The sequence below is a fragment of the Maribellus sp. CM-23 genome, from assembly GCF_021354595.1.
In the GTDB taxonomy this organism is placed as follows: domain Bacteria; phylum Bacteroidota; class Bacteroidia; order Bacteroidales; family Prolixibacteraceae; genus Draconibacterium.
In genome coordinates this window covers 196,256-214,911 of record NZ_JADWYJ010000007.1, presented here as the reverse complement: position 1 = coordinate 214,911, position 18,656 = coordinate 196,256, and the positions used below count along the sequence as shown (strand labels likewise).

General features: G+C 43.0%; 12 protein-coding genes. 6 read left to right on the top strand and 6 right to left on the bottom strand.

The window, feature by feature from the left end; all coding sequences use genetic code 11:
- Positions 1–39: 39 nt before the first annotated feature.
- Positions 40–465, top strand: coding sequence for a deoxycytidylate deaminase (locus INQ51_RS20865; protein ID WP_233379926.1), 426 nt, complete (start codon positions 40–42; stop codon positions 463–465).
- A gap of 42 nt (positions 466–507) precedes the next feature.
- On the top strand, positions 508–2,163 hold the full coding sequence (locus INQ51_RS20860) for a S41 family peptidase (RefSeq protein WP_233379925.1): 1,656 nt from the start codon (positions 508–510) through the stop codon (positions 2,161–2,163).
- 11 nt (positions 2,164–2,174) lie between these two features.
- On the opposite strand, the gene nadA is transcribed toward INQ51_RS20860, so the two are convergent.
- From nadA to INQ51_RS20840, 4 genes are all read right to left on the bottom strand, one after another.
- A complete protein-coding gene (gene nadA, locus INQ51_RS20855; protein ID WP_233379924.1) occupies positions 2,175–3,164 on the bottom strand; it encodes a quinolinate synthase NadA in 990 nt (329 codons plus the stop codon).
- Between the two features lie 235 nt (positions 3,165–3,399).
- Positions 3,400–5,304: an endonuclease gene (locus INQ51_RS20850; RefSeq protein ID WP_233379923.1), complete on the bottom strand. Its 1,905-nt coding sequence runs from the start codon at positions 5,302–5,304 to the stop codon at positions 3,400–3,402.
- Positions 5,305–5,478: 174 nt separating this feature from the next.
- Positions 5,479–7,014, bottom strand: coding sequence for a BACON domain-containing protein (locus tag INQ51_RS20845; RefSeq protein WP_233379922.1), 1,536 nt, complete (start codon positions 7,012–7,014; stop codon positions 5,479–5,481).
- Between the two features lie 19 nt (positions 7,015–7,033).
- Positions 7,034–10,300, bottom strand: coding sequence for a TonB-dependent receptor (locus INQ51_RS20840; protein WP_233379921.1), 3,267 nt, complete (start codon positions 10,298–10,300; stop codon positions 7,034–7,036).
- A 780-nt stretch (positions 10,301–11,080) separates the two neighbouring features.
- On the opposite strand from INQ51_RS20840, the gene INQ51_RS20835 reads away from it, so the two are divergent.
- The 4 genes from INQ51_RS20835 (at position 11,081) to INQ51_RS20820 (ending at position 14,093) form a co-directional block, all read left to right on the top strand.
- Complete coding sequence (locus INQ51_RS20835; protein WP_233379920.1) at positions 11,081–11,497, top strand: hypothetical protein; 417 nt, start codon at positions 11,081–11,083, stop codon at positions 11,495–11,497.
- Positions 11,498–11,559: 62 nt separating this feature from the next.
- Entirely contained in the window at positions 11,560–11,892 is a 333-nt protein-coding gene (locus INQ51_RS20830; protein WP_119437531.1) for a PadR family transcriptional regulator, read from the top strand.
- Between the two features lie 33 nt (positions 11,893–11,925).
- A complete protein-coding gene (locus tag INQ51_RS20825) occupies positions 11,926–13,497 on the top strand; it encodes a PspC domain-containing protein (RefSeq protein WP_233379919.1) in 1,572 nt (523 codons plus the stop codon).
- A gap of 92 nt (positions 13,498–13,589) precedes the next feature.
- Positions 13,590–14,093 (top strand): DUF4252 domain-containing protein, encoded by a 504-nt coding sequence (locus INQ51_RS20820; RefSeq protein ID WP_233379918.1) that lies wholly within the window; start codon positions 13,590–13,592, stop codon positions 14,091–14,093.
- A 66-nt stretch (positions 14,094–14,159) separates the two neighbouring features.
- Here the strand turns inward: INQ51_RS20820 and INQ51_RS20815 are convergent, their stop codons facing one another.
- Complete coding sequence (locus tag INQ51_RS20815; RefSeq protein ID WP_233379917.1) at positions 14,160–16,904, bottom strand: alpha-amylase family glycosyl hydrolase; 2,745 nt, start codon at positions 16,902–16,904, stop codon at positions 14,160–14,162.
- Between the two features lie 85 nt (positions 16,905–16,989).
- Positions 16,990–18,654 carry a SusE domain-containing protein gene (locus tag INQ51_RS20810; protein ID WP_233379916.1) on the bottom strand — a complete coding sequence of 555 codons (1,665 nt, stop codon included), beginning with the start codon at positions 18,652–18,654 and terminating at the stop codon, positions 16,990–16,992.
- Positions 18,655–18,656: the final 2 nt, after the last annotated feature.

Genomic DNA, 18,656 nt, shown 5'->3' with positions numbered 1-18,656 from the left:
GAGTAGAAAACGCTACCTATTTAAGAACAATACATAACTATGTCGAAGGATAAAAAACAACAACTGCTCGATCAGCGTTACCTTAAAATGGCCGATATCTGGTCTCAGAATTCTTACTGCAAACGGAGACAGGTAGGGGCCTTGATTGTGAAAGACAAGATGATCATTTCGGACGGGTATAACGGAACGCCGGCAGGTTTTGAGAATGTTTGTGAAGACGAGAACAACCAGACAAAGCCCTATGTACTGCATGCCGAAGCCAATGCCATCACCAAAGTGGCAAAATCGGGGAACAGCAGCGACGGAGCCACCTTGTATGTAACTTCTTCGCCGTGCCTGGAATGTTCGAAGCTGATTATTCAGGCAGGTATTAAGCGGGTGGTGTTTACCGAGAGTTACAGGCTGGAAGACGGGATCAACCTGCTTCGAAGAGCCGGAATCGATGTCGTACAGGTAGATATTTAAGCGACGTGCGGCCCATTATTTTTAACTTGGAGAAAAGAAACAATGAATAAGAAAACAGTTATACTGGTTCCCCTTTTAATTGCCATTTCAATTGCCATTGGTATTCTGATCGGGAACATGATGAAAACCAACTCGAGCACAGGCTTTAGCGGCCTGGCGATGAGTCAGCCCAATAAAATATCGACCATTCTTGATTTGGTTGATCACGGTTATGTCGACAGTGTAAATACGGGCGAGATTGTGGAAGAAACCATTCCGGAGATACTCAAAAAGCTCGATCCGCATACTTCCTACATTCCGGCGCGCGACATGCAGGAAGTAAACGAAGAAATGCGGGGTAACTTTTCGGGAATCGGTATTCAGTTTTCGCTGATGGAAGACACGGTACGCGTAATTGAAGTGATCTCGGGAGGGCCTTCGAGCCAGGTGGGCATTCAGCCCGGTGACCGCATTGTAACGGTTAACGACTCACTGATTGCAGGAGTTGGCAAGGAGAGTAACGACATTCTTCATTTGCTCCGGGGCGAGAAAAATTCGAAAGTGCGCATCGGAGTCCAGAGAAAGGGAGAGGACAATGAACTGGAGTTTGAAATTACCCGCGGAGACATTCCGCTTTACAGTGTGGATGTGACCTACATGATCGATCCGGAAACCGGGTTCATAAAAATCAGCCGCTTTGCTAATACCACTTACCAGGAGTTTGTAGACGGAATGACCGTCTTGAAAGAGGAGGGAGCCAAACGCGTGATAGTGGATCTTCGCGGAAATCCCGGCGGTGCTTTGATGGGCGTTTTGCAGATGCTGGACGAAGTACTGGAAAAAGGGGAGGCCATGCTTTATACCGAGGGTAAAAATCAGCCACGAAAGACCTACAATGCCTCGGGGAAAGGTTCTTTTGGCGATGTGGAGATGTACGTGATGATCGACGAGTTTTCGGCTTCGGCCAGCGAGATTTTTGCGGGCGCTCTTCAGGATAACGACCGCGGAATTGTGATTGGCCGCCGTTCGTTCGGAAAAGGCCTGGTACAGGAGCAGATCCTGCTGAACGATGGTTCGGCACTTCGCCTTACCGTAGCGCGTTTTTACACCCCCAGCGGACGTTGTATTCAAAGTCCGTACGAAGACGGTAACGAGGAGTATTACAACCATATTTACGAGCGTTTCCACAACATGGAGCAGCTGGTTGCCGACAGTATTCATTTTGATGATTCGCTGAAGTACACCACCAAGGGCGGCCGCATTGTTTATGGCGGCGGCGGAATTATGCCCGACTTTTTTGTCCCGGTGGATACCACAGGTAATTCGGAGTATTACGGCAAGTTGTTCCGGCGCGGACTGATTTATTCGTATGCCTACGCTTATGCCGATCAACACCGCTCAGAACTGGCGGAATTGACCGCTGCTGATGAGTTCGATGCTTATCTGGAGAAACACCATGTAATCGACGACTTTGTTAAATACGCCGCCGAAAAGGGCGTTAAAAAGGATGCCGACGGGTTGAAGGAGTCTGGGAAAATCATTAACACGCAGCTGAAAGCCTACATCGCGCGGAATATAATCGGCGAGACGGGTTTTTATCCGATCATTCAGAAGATTGATAAAACCCTGCTACAGGCCATCGAAATTTCGCGGCAGGATTTGCTGGTGCAGAACCTGATCGAAGCAGCTGATTCCACATCAACCGATATTCCAAAATAGCGGAACGATTACTACGAAATTTCAAGCATGCGCTGGATCGGGATCCTTGCTTGTTCGATGACATCTTCGGGAAGCGTAACCTCCGGTAACTCGTGTTTCAAACAGATGTACAGCTTCTGCAGGCTGTTCAGTTTCATGTACGAGCAGTCGTTGCAGGCACAGGTTGAATCGGCCGACGGAGCCGGAATGAAGATCTTATCCGGGCAAGCCTTGGTCATTTGGTGCAGAATACCGCTTTCGGTCGCTACAATAAATTTGCGGGCGTCGCTTTTTTGCACATAATTCAGCAACGCAGTGGTAGAACCAATGTGTTTGGCCAGCAAAAGAACCGGTTTTTCACATTCGGGGTGAGCAATAAATTCTGCATCGGGGTGCTGTTCCATTAATTCAATAATTCGTTCCACCGAATATTGCTCGTGAACCATGCAGGCACCGTCCCAAAGCACCATATTGCGGCCAGTAATGCTGTTGATGTAATTCCCCAGGTTTTTATCGGGGGCAAAGATCAGCTTTTCATCCTGCGGAAAACTGTTCACTATTTTCGCGGCATTGGCCGAAGTACAAACAATGTCAGACATGGTTTTAAGGGCCGCTGTAGCGTTAATGTAGGTAACCACTTTGTGGTCGGGATACTGAGCTTTAAACGCGGCAAATTTATCAGCAGGAGCCGATTCTGCCAGCGAGCAGCTTGCTTTCAGGTCGGGCAGAATAACTTTCTTCGAGGGATTGATGATCTTGGCGGTTTCGGCCATAAAATGAACACCCACAAAAACGATCATTTCGGCATCAGTTTCGGCAGCTGCCTGTGCCAGTCCGAGGCTGTCGCCCACGTAATCTGCAATATCCTGTAAAGGGCCATCTACGTAAAAGTGGCTAAGGATTACCGCATTCTTTTCCTTTTTCAGACGCCTGATTTCTTCTGCCAGTTTGATTGCCGGATCAATCGCTTCATCGATGTATCCCTTTTCTTCCAACATTTGATTGATGCTTGCCTGTTCCATCATTTCCCTTTTAGAATTCCTTTAAAAGACCGCAAAAGTAATAATTCATCTGTTTAAATTGCTTATTTATTATCGTAACAGATGGAACTCCCATGATATTAATCATTCACCTATGTGTTCCCGACTATTCGGGATCATGGTCGTTTCATTAAAGATAACATTACTATATACGGTCTGGTTTATCAGAATATGAATCCTTATCCCCACAAATTTAAAATTAGTACACTACAGGAGCTTATTGTTTGCTGAATTTGGCAAATGCGTTTTTCCCTTTTGTCGTTTCAAATTGGATCAGGTAAATTCCCGGATTTAACGAACTGACATCAACCTGATTTGTTTTCATCTCTTTCCCCAGAACCAGAGAACCTTGTGTCGTGAAAATGCGAATGTATTTTAGGTTTGAAGCATCAGAAATATGAAGAATATTCTGAACCGGGTTTGGGTAAACCGTGATCATTTCTTTTAGCTGAACGATGTCGTGAATGGCTGTCGGAACATCCAAATCTTTTATTTGGCGCGGAAGAATCTGGTAGGTTCCATTGTATTCGCTTACCACACCGACTAAATTACTGGCTGTTGACGGAAACTTTTTTTGAACAAGACGAGAGGTTCTATTAATATAAATCACTGCACTTCCGGTATTATCTGTAACGGTATACGTTGCATTCTCTTCCGGAATAACGCTGCCGGGTTTATTGTAGGTTACGTTATTTATTTGTACAAGCATACCTTCATAATCTTCGTTTATCTGCGACGTAGTAATCACAAGTGGTTCAACCGGCTTGTTGTTGTTGAAATTATAGATATAGTCTGGATTAATGATTTCCGTGAGTCGGTTGTATTCGAGTGGCTTTCCGCGAACAACCAAACTGTCGCCCACTTTTCCGGTAAATAAGGTGCCATAAACATTTATTCCTGAACGTAATTCGTTTCCTGTTTGCAGGTAAAACGAATTATCAAAATTGGCAGTTACGCGGCCTGCAATAGTAACTTGCTGGCTCAGCAATGGGCTTGCACTGCCCGTTCCCTGAACTGCTTTTATAGGGGTGATGTTTTCAGCCTGAATTATTTCAGGGATGAGGTAACTGCCCCTCATAACTGTTGAATCTTCACCTGACCGGGCTTTGATTTTAAAGTAAATCATTTGGTTCGGCAGCTCGTTGATTTTAATATTGCCCGAATAGAGATCGCCCGTTTTATTTAATCGAACAAACTGCTGGGCAGAACCGTAGTCTGGCCCGCAATAAAGCAGAACGCTGTCGGGAGTATTGTTGGATGAAACACGACAGGAAATGGTTACATTTTCGCCCGGAAGAGGTTTTTCGGGTTGCATAGTTAATTGGCCAATGCTCGTTGTGGCGGGTTCCCGGCTGCCCCAAATGAGATCAACAAATTCCGGATGATCTACAAAGGGGTTTCTGTTTTGCTGAATGCGGAAAATGCGTTCATTTCTCCTGCGCTCGAAATCGGAAGGAGGGTAGTCCTTGTTCCATTTTATGAGGGTGGACAATTTCCCGAATTTGGCCGATGGGAAAGTATTGAGTTGATCTGCAAGTTCCAGATCAATTTCATTGCCATCACTTTCGTAACGGGTGGCCATGTAAAACAAGATGCGCGCCACTTGTCCTTTGGTTAAGGGGCCTGGTTCCCAGGCGTTAGAACTGTACCAGCATTCGGTGGCTTCGGGGTGCCTGGTTCCGTTGGGTTGAACGTTGTCAAAATCCAGATTACTGCGATCTTCGTTTACCGATGCATCAGCCGGACGAAGATTTAGTGCGTCGTCATTCATCGAGCGTATATCTTCGAAATACCCGTGTGATTTGGCCCAAACATGCTCGCGGTTAATGTAGTCACCGCCGGTTCCGTAATTACTTGCATTCCGCGATACCTGGGTGTAAAAGAGAATCACCTTGTTGGGATCGTTGGGATCAGCATCGGAGTAATTAATGATATCCCGGGCGAATGAATACGAAAAATCCACATGGTCCTTTATAATATTATGCAAGGCCGTTTTTAATTCTTCTCCCGAGAGGTTTTCTGTTCCATTATAATACCCGACTGGCTGGGCCAGAAGAATTCCGTTTAGGCACATCAAAAACGTAATGACAACTGATTTTTTCCAACTTATTGAGTGATGCATTTTATTTATTTTGAAAGATTAGCAAGACAAATAACAGTATTTTATTTTATACGGTTTTAAAACTAACAGGTAAAATTACTGTAATCAAAATAAAAACAAAGGCTGTCCAATTTTACTTTTTGGACAGCCTCTTTTTATTTACTCCATTCAATTAAAATGGAAGAATGGCACATTTTATTCTGCACTTACGTGGCTGAAATAAAAAGTTGGTGAAAGTTCAATCGTCGATACTCCTGTTGTAGAGTTTACAAAGGTAATCTTCGGTCCAATTAATGTTAGTGTATCGCCAACTTTCAGACCTTTGGCAGCTATCAAACCTTTTCTGTCATTACCGCTTGCACCATAGCCCGGATAACATCCATATACGTAGATTTCACTGGCACCGTCTTTCAAATAAAGATTACCATATGTTTCGCTGGAAATTGATTTAATTTCACCGGTTACCATATAGTAAATATTTTCATCGTCAGGTTTGGTCAGCGCCTCAGCAACAGTAGCAGGAATTACCGAAGCAATAATGCTTTCCAATACAGCACCACTTACCTGTGGAGATCCGTTATATGCAGCACGTTTTCCAACAATTGTGATGATGTCACCTTCTTTTAACCCTTTTGTGGCAAAATCCTGAACTTTATAAACATAGGTTTCACCGGAGAAATCGCTTAAGTATAATTTGCCGGATGTAGCATCGTCAATCTTGGAAATAGCTCCTTTCAAACGATATTGTCTGTCACCAACCGGAGCTGCAAGGAATTCTGCAATCGTTGCATCTACAATCGCTCCTGCCTGGCTAATAGTTGTTTGAGTGCTATAGTTTTTAGATCCATCGGTAGTGCGGAAAGTGAGCGTAGTTTCACGATCTTCATCGTTATTCGCTTCGGCTTTGAATTTCACTACAGTATTGGTTCCTGCTGATTGGATGGAAGAAATGGATAACCAAGACTTGGCATCTTCAGGAATTTCTACCGATACGCCTTGTCCTTTGCAGGTAAGGTAGGCAACAAATTCGCCACCTTGGTCAGTAAGTGCTGCGTTTTGTACCGAATCAACTTTCACCAGTGATTTGTTGATTTGGATAACCATTACATTCACCATTTGAGGGTCTCCTTTGTAAGAACCTTTTGGACCTTCAATCGTCACTTCATCTCCCACTTCAAGACCCAGACTCAGGAAATTTTTTGTTCCGCCCTTCTTGTCAAGCGTACCATAAATGTATAATTCGCCTGTATCATCAGTTAAATACCAGTTGCCATAAAGTGTGTTGGTAATGTTGGTACAAACCCCTGTTATACGGAGAGTTTTTCCGTCGGGAGCAGCTTTAGCCTCTTCAACAGTAGCTTCGGAAATCTGTGCCAACCCTTGCATGATGTTAATTCTCTGGGTTTTGCCAGCACAGTTAAGTAGTACCTCTGCAGTGCGGCCATCTATGGCAGATGGGGCAGAAAAGCTAATCTCCGTCTCACCGGCAGCACCGGTAGTTGAAGAGATTGTTAACCATTTAACCGAATCTTTCTCGGTAGTTACTTTCTCTGCCGTCCAGCTATCTTTAGCCGTTACGGTAATGGATGTAGAACCTCCGTCCTGCGGGAGAGTGACGAACGATGACGATACTTGAATCTCTGGAAGTAAAGTCATGGTTTCTTCATCGTCACAACTTGTCATTAGGGCAAGCATTGCAACGAAAAATGGAAATATGTTTTTTAATTTCATAATTGTCAGAGCTTTTTAATTAGTTGAAAATATACTTGATACCAATAGAAGCATACCAGGTTTGACCCAATGTGTAACTTGGCGTGAATGTTTTGGTATTGCCATGGATTGAAGCGGGTGTAGAGAATGTAGCAATACCGTCAGCATCAACACCTTCGTATTTGAGGATGCGGGCTTCCGAGCCAATTTCCGGGTTCAAATATTTAGCCACACCCCAATTGGAGTTGAAGAAGTTCATTACGTTTTTGATATCCAGGCTAAGTTGCAGTTTGTGTCCGTTATTACCTGCTTTAAGAGCAAAATCATGTTTGTAGCTGAAGTCAACGCGATGTACCCAGGGAGAGTAAACGCTATAGGCTTCTGCATACTTACCTTGTTGATCTTTCAAATAATCATCGGCATGTACGTAGTCCATAAAACGAGTTTGATCGTCTGCAGAAACAAAGCGGAATTCGTTGTTTGCCACTTCCTCATCTGTTGGAACATAGATTGCATCGTAGTTATAACCGTCACCATTGATGTCGTTAACCGTCATATAAGAGTAGTTGGCTCCACCGCGCCATCCTTCATAGATGATACCATAGTGGTTGCCACTCTTGTCGTGGGCAGTAATCGATGCCACAAGACGATCGGGAGTGTTGTATTGAGAATTGTGCAATTTAATGTGGTTAGGACCTTCCACTGTAGGAACGTATGTAAATGCAGATTCTGCATTAGATCCCGGCATACCTGTTACATCTTTAGCAACTGTATGTGTGTAAGCGGCCATCAAACTGATCCATTCTGCTGGTTGGGCATTAAGTGTGATGTTGCCTGACCAACCGTAACCACGGCTTGTGTTTTCCAAAATAAATGCTTTTGTGCCGCTGCGATAACCATCAGGGTAAATGGGGCGATTGTCGACACCGTTAAAACGGGCAAAACCACCTACTGTTGGAATACTCCAGTCAGAAATAGAAACACCGTTGATTGTTTTGTTGTAGATTCCTTCAATTGTTGCAGATAATGGGAAAGATGTCGGGAATGCATAGTCAACAGCAAATGATGTTTTCCATACTTGCGGCATTTTGAAATCAGGATCTACAGCTGCAATAGCCGAAGGAACAGTACCATCTTCAGGCGAAATAGTTGTAGGATAACCTAAGCCTGCCAATTTATCATGTAGTGCTGCTATTGTAGCCTTGCCTTCGGCATCCGTTACAAGTCCGCCGGCAAATTCATCCATTGTAAAACCTTTCTTCGCAGCATTGCTTGCGTTTATTTGTGCCTGGTATTGAACCATACCACCGTTGGTTGGCATGTTAGTGAAGAATACAAGCGGTAAGTTACCTGAGAAAAGACCGGTACCTCCGCGAACTTTCAAGCTCTTGTCACCGGAAGCATCCCATACAAAACCTATACGGGGAGAGAAGATGATATTGGTAGAAGGCCACTCGCCTGTATCAATACTACGACCCGAATAATCAAGTTCCTTGATGGCTTGATTTGTCATCAAATCACTGTTGTTAAAGAAAAGTGCATCAAGGCGAAGACCGTACGAAAGTTTGAGTCTTTCGTTAATACTCCAATCGTCCTGAGCATATACACCAATTTTGTTTGTTGTTACACGAGCGGCAGGGTTGCTTTCTCCGTCGTATCCATAGGTCAGGTTTACAATTTCAGGAGCTTCTTCGTTTAAAAAGGCATCAAGACTTGTGTAGCGATAGTAACCTGTGCCGTTACGCATATAAGCATTATCGGCCATTTTGTATTCGTAAGCAGCACCACCAACAATTTTATGATTACCTAAATAATAGGTCACCTCATCTTTAATGTTCCATACATTGTTGTGAACACCGTTGTTCCAGGTAAATAGCTCGTAACCCAAAGAGAGGTATGCCTGGTCGTCTTTCAAAATGTCGATAAAAGGAAAAGCATCAGAATTTGTTCCGCGGATATCGTCAAGTTTAGAGAATGTTGCCAGGAATTGATTAGAGATGTTTTCCGATAAACGGCTGTTTAAGTCAAAAGAGAATGAATGAACAAGGTTGTCCATCGAATACATCGAGTTGGCATATGACATGGAGGCCTGTGACATCCTGGCCTCAGACATACGAGTACCTGCGTCCATCGAAGAAGCGTTCGGTGATCTCCATGAAACGTTCTTAGTGTAGTTATATCGTAATGCTAAACGATGTTTGTCTGTGATATTCCAATCCAAACGGGCAAGAAATTTTTTGTTGCTTTCATCCGCAGGGAAATTTGTGTAAGATCCTGTTTCATATCCATATTTACTTCTTACAAAATCGGAAACTGTCTTAAGATCTTCTTCTGTTGTGCGGGATATAAAATTGTCCGGATCAGCCACGCCATCAGTCGAGGCTCTCCAGCGATTTACAATTGTTGGTGTTTTCTCCTTTTCAGCGTTTACGAAGAAGAACAATTTGTTTTTGATGATCGGGCCACCTATTGTGAAACCGTAGGTTGTATTACGGTCTTTTTCGCGCGCTCCTTCAATTTGTTGATTTCTGACGGCATCTCCGCGCATGTTTTCATTTCTGTGATACGTATAAGCACTGGCTTTGAAGGTATTTGTACCAGATTTTGTAATGGCGTTTACACCACCGCCAATAAAGTTGGTTTGACGCACATCATACGGAGCGATTACAACTTGCAATTCTTCAATAGCTTCAATAGAGATTGGGTTACCTCCACCAGGAAGAGCGTCACTCAAACCGAAGTTATTGTTAAAATTAGCTCCATCAACTGTAAAGTTGGCCGTACGACCATCTGTTCCGGCAAAGCTCATATCGTCACCCCCATAAGGAGAAAGACGGGTAATGTCCATGATGCTGCGGTTTACTGTAGGCAAATTTTCGATCTGGTCGTTTGTGATGTTGGTCACTGCTCCGGTTTTCTCATTAGAGAATTTTGTGCGGGTTGCCGTAACCAGGACTTCATCTAATGATAATGCTTCTTCAGAGAGCACAACATTCATTACATAGTTTTCACCTAAACTCAACGTAATGTTGTTTTGTGTGTATGCACCATATCCAATGAAAGTAACTTGTACTGTATAAGGTCCGCCTACACGCATACCGTTTAGGTTGAATCGGCCCTCTACGTTGGTTACAGTGCCATAAGTTGTTCCTGAAGGGGCGTGTGTGGCAATCACCGTCGCACCTATCACAGTTCCTTCAGCATCAGTGACACGCCCACTCATACTGGAAGTGGTTACCTGTGCTTGCATTATAGTAGCTGAGAATACAATGAGTGCTACTAATAAAAAACTGATTTTTTTAATCATAGATTTGGATTTTAAATAATTATAGAATTAATGTTTCTCAAAATCAGGTTATAAAGTGTTTGAGTTTGAAGTACGCCGATGACGTTGGCAGAGTTTTCCAATCGTGTATTTGCTTTATTTCTAAATAACCAAAATTCATGTGAATAACAGTGCGTTTTTATTCCTTCTTTTTTCCTGTTATTTAGTGTTCTAACGACAGGGTAAAGGAAACCTTTCTTTGTGAACTTTATATTAACCAGAAGTTAAATTATTTAATGTGTTTTTCTTCCCTTCAGCCCAACCGTTGCGCGATTAAATTTGCCACTAAAAGTATTTAAAAACAAATGAACGCATATATAGTTGTTAAAAAAATTAACATAGTTTTTAACAAGTTATAAAGGTGTTTTCAACAGGTGCGCCCGCTGTTTTTCTCAAGTTTTTGAAATATCAAACCGCACATTATTGTTAAATATCAAAAAATCACTTCAGAATTCCCAAATTTTATTTGTCGATTAATGATTGCTTAAGTGTTTGTTAATTAGTCTAATGTGAGAAAAGGATAAAATATTTTCTAAAAAATATGGTACTATGTGTTGCATGGTACTAGAAATTATACATATATTTGTAATGCAAATAACAATGTAAAACTTAGTAGTTTTTTAAGAAAAGTTCTTTGTACAGTGTAACGGAAACAAAAAGACATCGTCTTAACAACAGAAAACAAGAAGCAGAAAAGCCTGAAAACAGGTCATGAAAACAAGAAACAATTAACAGAAAGCAGAAAACTAAAAACAGATCACCATGAAAACAAAAAACAATGTTCAGAAAGCAGTATTAAGATCAGCAGCCGTAATAGTAAGTCTTGTGCTGGTTAGTTATACGGTAAGTGCCCAGGGGTTTTGGGAAAGATTATTATCCAACAGTAGTTTTGGCGATATTGCCCTTGCGATGACCGAGACCGGCAAGATGAATGTAGAAGCTACCGGAACAAATACCGGTAATGCGCAATTTGCCACAGAAGCAGAGCAGGCTTTGCAGCTGGAAGGCTGGATGATGGATTACTCAAAATTCAACACAGCAGCATTTCACATTGAAACAGCAAGCGATGCTGAGCTGACAATTGAACCCTGGATGATGGACGAAAGTCTGTTTGAACCTGCCGAAAAGGCGCTGGAGCTGGAAGACTGGATGGTATCTGATGCAATGTGGAATATTTAGCAGGCAGATAAACAGAGCTTAGGGAGATTAACAACAAAGGATCAATTAACGAGGGACACGTTATGAAGTTAGAAAACACAAAAGCACAGATGAGGAAGGGGGTACTGGAGTACTGCATTTTGCTCGTTCTTGATGGAAAACCATTGTATGCCAGCGATATTATTGAGGCTCTGAAGGAAGCCAAAATGATCGTAGTGGAAGGAACATTGTATCCCCTGCTTACCCGCTTGAAAAATGCCGGATTACTGGCATATCGCTGGGAAGAATCAACACAGGGACCACCGCGCAAGTATTACGAATTGACCGACTCGGGCCGTAGTTTAATGGTCGAACTCGGCGATTCGTGGAGTGAGTTGGTAAATGCCATTGAGATGATAAAAACCAAGAATGCTTAAATCGTTACCGGATAATTTCAAACAAAAAACAAAATGAAGAAGACATTCACAATCAATATAAGCGGGACTATTTTTCACATCGAAGAAGATGCTTACGAAGTACTGCAAAAGTACCTGATCAATCTTAAAAATCATTTTGGAGGCGATGAAGAAGGAAAGGAGATACTTTCTGACATCGAAGCCCGTATTGCTGAGATTTTCAGCGCCAAATCGGACAACGACAAGAACGTAATAACACTGGATTGGGTGAACGAAGTAATCCAAACCATGGGTACTCCGGAAGATTTTGCTGAAGAAGAAGGCGAGGACGATTCCATCGCATCGGAAACCAAACGGAAACGTCGCCTGTATCGCGACCCTGAACACCGGGTACTTGGAGGTGTTTGTGGTGGTATGGGAGCATATTTCAACATGGATCCGGTTATTCTGCGAATCATTTTTGCCATCCTTTTCTTTGCTACTACCGGTGCGGCATTGCTGGCATACATTATTTTGTGGATTGCAGTGCCCAAGGCTTCCAGTACAACACAGCGCCTGGAAATGCGCGGACAGGAAGCTACGGTAAAAAATATTGAGAAATCGATAAAAGAGGAGGTAAAGGAAGTAAAAGAAAGCTATCAGAAATTTAAGGAATCGGATACCTATTCAAAAGGAAGAAAATCGGTAGAAGGTGCCGGCGACGTGGTTTACAACATATTTAAAGTAATACTGAAAGTATTTGTGGTGATTTTTGGCGTAGTGCTGATTATTTCCGGATTCTTCGGTTTACTCGGATTGATTTCTTCTATGGTAATCGGTCATTCGTTTGTATCCAGCTGGCCTTTGATTTGGAGTCCCGAAGTGTATGTTCCTGACATTCTGAACTATTTTGTTGAGCCCGGAACCGTAACTTTTGGGTTGGTTTTGGTAGGGGTTTTAATTGGCTTGCCTTTATTGGCCCTTCTTTTCTTCGGAACCAAGCTGGTGTTTCGTTATAAGTCAAACAACGCAGCCATTGTGTTGTCGATGATCGGGGTTTGGTTTGTGTCATTGATCGTGCTGCTGTCACTTTCGGCCACGCAGGTAAAACATTTCAAAGACCGCTCGTCCATAACAACAAGCCAGGTAATTGATTGCGACTCTTGCGAGACACTGTATCTCAACATTGCAGAAAACAAATACGAAGATTACACCAAGTTGGATGCTGATATCGAAGGCTTTGAAGTGTATGTGGTTGATGGCGAAGAAGTATTTGTGGGTGAGCCCGAATTGGATGTGGTTCGCTCCAGCTCTGACGAATTTGTAATAACCGTGAAAAGTGTTTCACGCGGAAGTTCGAGAGACGAAGCCAAAGAAAACAGCCAGCGGGTGATCTATCATTTCAATTCAAACGACTCGACCATTGTTTTTGATCCATACTTTTTCCTTGCCAAAGACGATAAATGGAGAAACCAGGAAGTTTTTATTACCGTGAAAGTGCCTGAAGGAAAAACCATTTACCTGGGAGAAGGAATGCAGGAAATAATCTACGACATTGAAAATACTTCCAATACCTGGGATAAGGACATGATTGGGAAGTACTGGGAAATGATGCCGGAAGGATTAACCTTGAAAGAAGCAAAATAAGAACGATTATAAAAAGAAACCGGTATGCCGGAAGTCAGACCGCTGACTTCGGCCCGGTTCATTAAGTGCCATCATTAAACAATTATACACTTATGAAAACATTAACTACACTTTTTTTTCTTCTCGGACTTTTGCTGGCCACGCTGTTTACTTCGGGCCAAAGCAAGGCTGATAAAATGTACGACGCATTTACCGATGCCGATGGGGTGACCAGCTTTACTTTATCAAAAGATTTTAGCGATGCGTTTAACATCGATCTGGGAGATAACGGTGACGAGAGTAATGTAACCGGCAGTTTGACACAAGTGCGTTTTATGACTTACAACCCTGAAAAAGGAGAGTTGAGCGGAGATGCTTTTATTGCCAAAGCAGTATCCATGCTTTCGTCAAAGTATCATCGCTTCGAAGATGACGAGGATGATTCGAATGCTGAAATCTGGCTTTTAGGCAAAAAAAGCAAGTACACTGAGTGTCATATTTTTATTCGGAACGAGAATAAGCAAGGTAATTCTTTTGTCGTTTCTTTTTACGGCGATTTTAACGTAAACGATCTGGAGGAATTAAAAGAAACAGGGAAGAACTTCTCTGAAGAATAGCAGGAAACAAGAAATAAAAAGACAAAAGGTGCTCTGGTTTTTACTGATCAGAGCACCTTTTGCTTTTTACTGAACAACAATTTTTCGTGAAACAGGCTCGCCGTCCAGAATAACCCTTAAAAGATAGATCCCCGGCGAAAAGTCCTCCACATTCAATTGCTTTTCTTTGCTTCGGTCAGTGTTTCTGGTCATCAGTTTCCCGGTTAGCGAATAAATTTCCACCTGATCGATCCATTTCTCCGCCGAAACAAAAAGCGTGTTTTGTACCGGATTCGGGTAGACATTCAGCTGATATTTTGATGATTGAATATCACCCACATCGGTGGTTATGTGCGGCTCCGCAAATTTTCGGGTCGAATACAGCCGGTATTCTCCTGGCTGAAGAATAAGAGTACGGTTTTGATTGGTAACTTCGGTGGAATCGCCTTTAAAAAATTCGTACCATTTACCTGTCTTGGGAAAACTGATAGTGGGCGTGCTAACCTGTATATCAAAATTTCCTACAGCTAATACTTTATTTTCTCCCGAGTTGAGTATAAACCACTTTACCGCCCCCGCTAAATCGTAAGTAAAGTTGTCGGGGGTAAATTCTTCGTACGTTTGTTTTAGTTCATTTAGTTTGGCCATTACGTCAAACAGGTCTGTCCGGTCAGTGTTTCCAAGGTAATCCCATAGGGGAGGTTTTGGGTAAGTCCGGCAGTTGTTGTTGATCGAACCATCCTCGCAACGGTTGATAGAAAGGTCGTAACCGCGCTCCCCAAACTGCCAGATCATTTTGGGGCCCGGTAAAGGCAAATGAAATACGGAGTTAAGTGCGATTCTTTTTAAGGCTGTTTTTTCGTCTTTAACATCGTAATCACCATTTGCGATACCCGATAATTTCAAATCGTACATCAGGCGTTCTTCGTCGTGGCTTTCGGGATACGAAACCAGGTTGGGAACATTCCAGCCGCGTTGGGTGTACAGGGCATCATTCAAATTTGATCCGGCAACATTTCCTTTGGCGGCCTGTAGGTAGCCGTTGTGCATATTTCCCCAAAGCATTAGGCCATAGTTGGCCAGTTCTTTTTCTTCTGAATTGTCAGTCAGGTGTTCCAGTATGATGAGGTTATCCGGGTCGCGTGCCCAAATTTGATCGGCCATACGTTTCAGAATAGCGATACGGGAGGCATCGTAAGCCCAGCCATCGCCTGTTTTCTGGGTAAATCCTTTGGTAAAATCGAAGCGGAAACCATCCACTTTATACTCACTGATCCAGAAACTGTTTACACTGTCGACTAACTCTTGCGTAGCCTGCGATTCGTGGTTAAAATCGTAGCCCCACGAATAAGTGGAATTGGGCGATGAAGTATTGTACCACGGATTGTCGGCTGTTACGGTCCAGTTGTCCATGTACATTTGTACCAGCGGACTTTGCCCGTAACTATGGTTCAGCACCATATCAATTACCACAGCAATCCCGCGTTTATGGCATTCATCAATCAGCTGCTTTAGCTTGTTCTTTGTACCGTAAAATTTGTCGGGGGCAAAATAAAACGATGGATTATAGCCCCAACTGTTGTTTCCTTCAAACTCGTTCACCGGCATTAATTCGAGCACATTAATGCGCAAATCTTCCAGGTAGTCAAGTTTTTCGATAACGGCCTGGTAATTCTGTTCGGTAGTAAAATCGCGCACCAGTAATTCGTAGATCACCAGTTTGTCTTTTTCGGGTGCTTCAAAATCGGTAACTTGCCAGTTGTAGGGTTGCTGTGCGGTTTGAATCACCGTAGCAATCCCGTCTGTTTTTCCTTCGGGGTAAGCAATCAAATCAGGATAACTGGTTTCCGGAATGTACTTATCATCCCAGGGATCTAAAATTTTCTCGGAATAAGGATCTGCAATTTTTAGCTCACCATCAATGAAATACTGAAAAATATATTCTTTGTTTTTTTTCAGATTCGGGATTACAAGCCAGAAAAAATCGCCGTCTTTTTTCATCTGGAAGTCAGTATTAACTTTCCAATCGGTAAAATCTCCAATTACAAATACATATTCTTTCAGGGGGGCATACAGAACCAATGCCACCGTATTGTCATCCACGTAATTAATACCTTTTCTGTAAGCAGCTGGTTTCGTTTCAGTCACTACATCATCGCGTACAAAAATACTGGCGGTGTCGTAAACGGTTTCATTTCCAACACTTGCTTCCGCTATAAGTTCGTAAGTACCGCCATTGGTAAAAGTATATTGCGTTGAAATACTTGTTCCGGTGGTTTCAGTCAGAAGCGTACCATTGAGGCTGAGTTTTAAGGCTGCCTCGGTTGACGTGGCTGCTGTAAGTGTTACGGCTGTATTTTTTTCAAAAATCGGATTTCCTGAGGGCTCCGTGATCTCAACAATCAGCCCTTCTTCGTAAACCGTAACATACAGGTTGTTCGTTTGCTTCGATCCGTCAGAAGAGCGAAAAACAAAAGCCATTTTTAATACTTTCTCACTGCTTGGGATGCTGTAAAATGTATAGATATCGGGTGAAATGGTCAGCTCGTAAATGCCGTTTCCCTTGTTGGTAAGTTTGGGCTGAACAGTATTGTTGCCCCAATTTCCAATCACATATTTCCAGTCATCGTTGTCGGTACTTTTATCGGTAATTACGCCGGTATGTGCATACAAGTCTGTCGTGTAGTATCCCAGGCGACTTTCTTCTGCCGAATTAAAAGTAAGGACCACCGCTTTCGATGCCACCGGCAATGCCGGGCTTGTAGTAAGCTGTGCGTTTCCGGCAAAAGCCCAAAGGAGTAAAATGAATAGGAGAGAAGTTCTTGAAAGCATGGCTTTAAATTTATTTTATGAAATGGCTGTTCATGAAAACAGAAACCTCTTCAGACGAAGAGGTTTCTGTTTGATTACGAAAAAATTAGTTTTTCTTTATTGTTGCTTTTTTGTTCCACGGATCGAGAGTAAGGGTATAATTTCCCGCTTCGGTAACAGACAGGTTAGAGCCGTCCTGAGTGAGGTTGTTAAGATCTCCTCCAAAGTTAACACCCCAGCCATCATCTGCCCTGAATTTAAACTCGCCTGGAGTAAGGTCGATTGTGATGGTAAATACCCCGTTTACTGCATCCCAGGCCATATTAAAGTCATTGGTCCAGGTTGGATCCGGAGTAGCACCTCCAACAACTCCCCATCTGTGAACAGAATAGGTATATTCGTTCGGCTTGCTTAAATCCAAGGTCACGGCATAATCATCTTCCATTTCAATTGGAATATTATTACCGCCGGCCTGCAAGGTTCCGTCGGCTGCATTGCTTCCGTAATTGTAATCCCAATTGTGGTTTGCTCGGAACTTAAATTCAGCAGCTTTTAAATGAACACCACCAATCCATTGGTTCAAATCGGCATTGAAACTTAGCGGTGTTTCATCATTCCAATCCAGAGGGGTCGCGCTCCCGATTACTCCCCAGTCGGTTTTTAATAACGAATAAGTCATTTCGCTCAGATTGGCTCTTACCCGGTAATAACCGTCTTCGGGAATGGAAATATTATTACCGGGATTGGTTAACTTACCGCTTCCGTCGTCTCCAAAAGTGTGTGCATTGTCCCAACTGTGGTCGGTGACCAGTTTAATACCGCCCTGCTTCAGATAAATATATCCTTCTGCCATTCTGTTGCTGGTAGGAGTGGAGATAATGAATTTTGCATTATCGTTGTTGCTCCATCCGTTGTAATCTCCAACTACGTAAATTGGACGGTTCCAATTAACGAATTCGATGTATACTTCATAAACGTCTTTCATCCATTCAAGGTCGGTGCTTATGGCTTTTACTGTCCAGATATACGAGCCTTCTTCAATGCCGTTTTGTCCCAGCAGAGTATTCCATTCCCCGTGTGTTTTTGAAAGCTGGCTGGCTGTTCCTTCGTCATCGGCATCCAAAACCAGAAGAGGATCTGAGAAATCGTTACCCAACGCATCAATGTATAGTTGGTAGGTAACAGCACCTGAACCTGAAGTGGCGTCGTTCCAGTCGAACACAACAGCATCATTTTCCTTGCTGCCGTCAATCTGTAAAATACTTTTGTTTAGAGGACTTACAAGATCGAAATTGCTGACACCATCTGAACTTAAAGCTATTTTCAGGTTGTTGGCAACCTGTCCCATTTGTACGTTCGGCGAACCGTTTTCGGCTTTTACATTCCACTTCAGGGAAGCTACACCAGCACCACCGGCTGCTGCATATATTTGCTGCAATTCTTCGAAAGTAAGAGTCGCTTTGGCTGTAGCTCCAGAGTTATCCGATTTTTTTGACCATACCGGACTGGAAAAATCTCCGTCAGTTCCGTCAAACAGAATGGTATAGGTAATAGGGCTTCCAAGTCCTGATTCAGCTGTTGCCCATTGAAAAACAAAGGTTTCAGTAAGCGCCTCCGTATTGATTTTTATGGTATCGTTATTGTCAGGCCCCTGCAATTCGAAACCGGTTATGGCCTCTCCGTTTACCGTAAAATCGCCCACTTCTTCCATACACGATGAGAGTATGGAAACAAGGGCAATAAACCATATATAATTGATAATTTTCTTCATCT

Coding starts and splice junctions, on each gene's coding strand:
- INQ51_RS20865 (WP_233379926.1), top strand. CDS start 40: ATGTCGAAGGATAAAAAACAACAACTGCTCGATCAGCGTTACCTTAAA.
- INQ51_RS20860 (WP_233379925.1), top strand. CDS start 508: ATGAATAAGAAAACAGTTATACTGGTTCCCCTTTTAATTGCCATTTCA.
- nadA (WP_233379924.1), bottom strand. CDS start 3,164: ATGGAACAGGCAAGCATCAATCAAATGTTGGAAGAAAAGGGATACATC.
- INQ51_RS20850 (WP_233379923.1), bottom strand. CDS start 5,304: ATGCATCACTCAATAAGTTGGAAAAAATCAGTTGTCATTACGTTTTTG.
- INQ51_RS20845 (WP_233379922.1), bottom strand. CDS start 7,014: ATGAAATTAAAAAACATATTTCCATTTTTCGTTGCAATGCTTGCCCTA.
- INQ51_RS20840 (WP_233379921.1), bottom strand. CDS start 10,300: ATGATTAAAAAAATCAGTTTTTTATTAGTAGCACTCATTGTATTCTCA.
- INQ51_RS20835 (WP_233379920.1), top strand. CDS start 11,081: ATGAAAACAAAAAACAATGTTCAGAAAGCAGTATTAAGATCAGCAGCC.
- INQ51_RS20830 (WP_119437531.1), top strand. CDS start 11,560: ATGAAGTTAGAAAACACAAAAGCACAGATGAGGAAGGGGGTACTGGAG.
- INQ51_RS20825 (WP_233379919.1), top strand. CDS start 11,926: ATGAAGAAGACATTCACAATCAATATAAGCGGGACTATTTTTCACATC.
- INQ51_RS20820 (WP_233379918.1), top strand. CDS start 13,590: ATGAAAACATTAACTACACTTTTTTTTCTTCTCGGACTTTTGCTGGCC.
- INQ51_RS20815 (WP_233379917.1), bottom strand. CDS start 16,904: ATGCTTTCAAGAACTTCTCTCCTATTCATTTTACTCCTTTGGGCTTTT.
- INQ51_RS20810 (WP_233379916.1), bottom strand. CDS start 18,654: ATGAAGAAAATTATCAATTATATATGGTTTATTGCCCTTGTTTCCATA.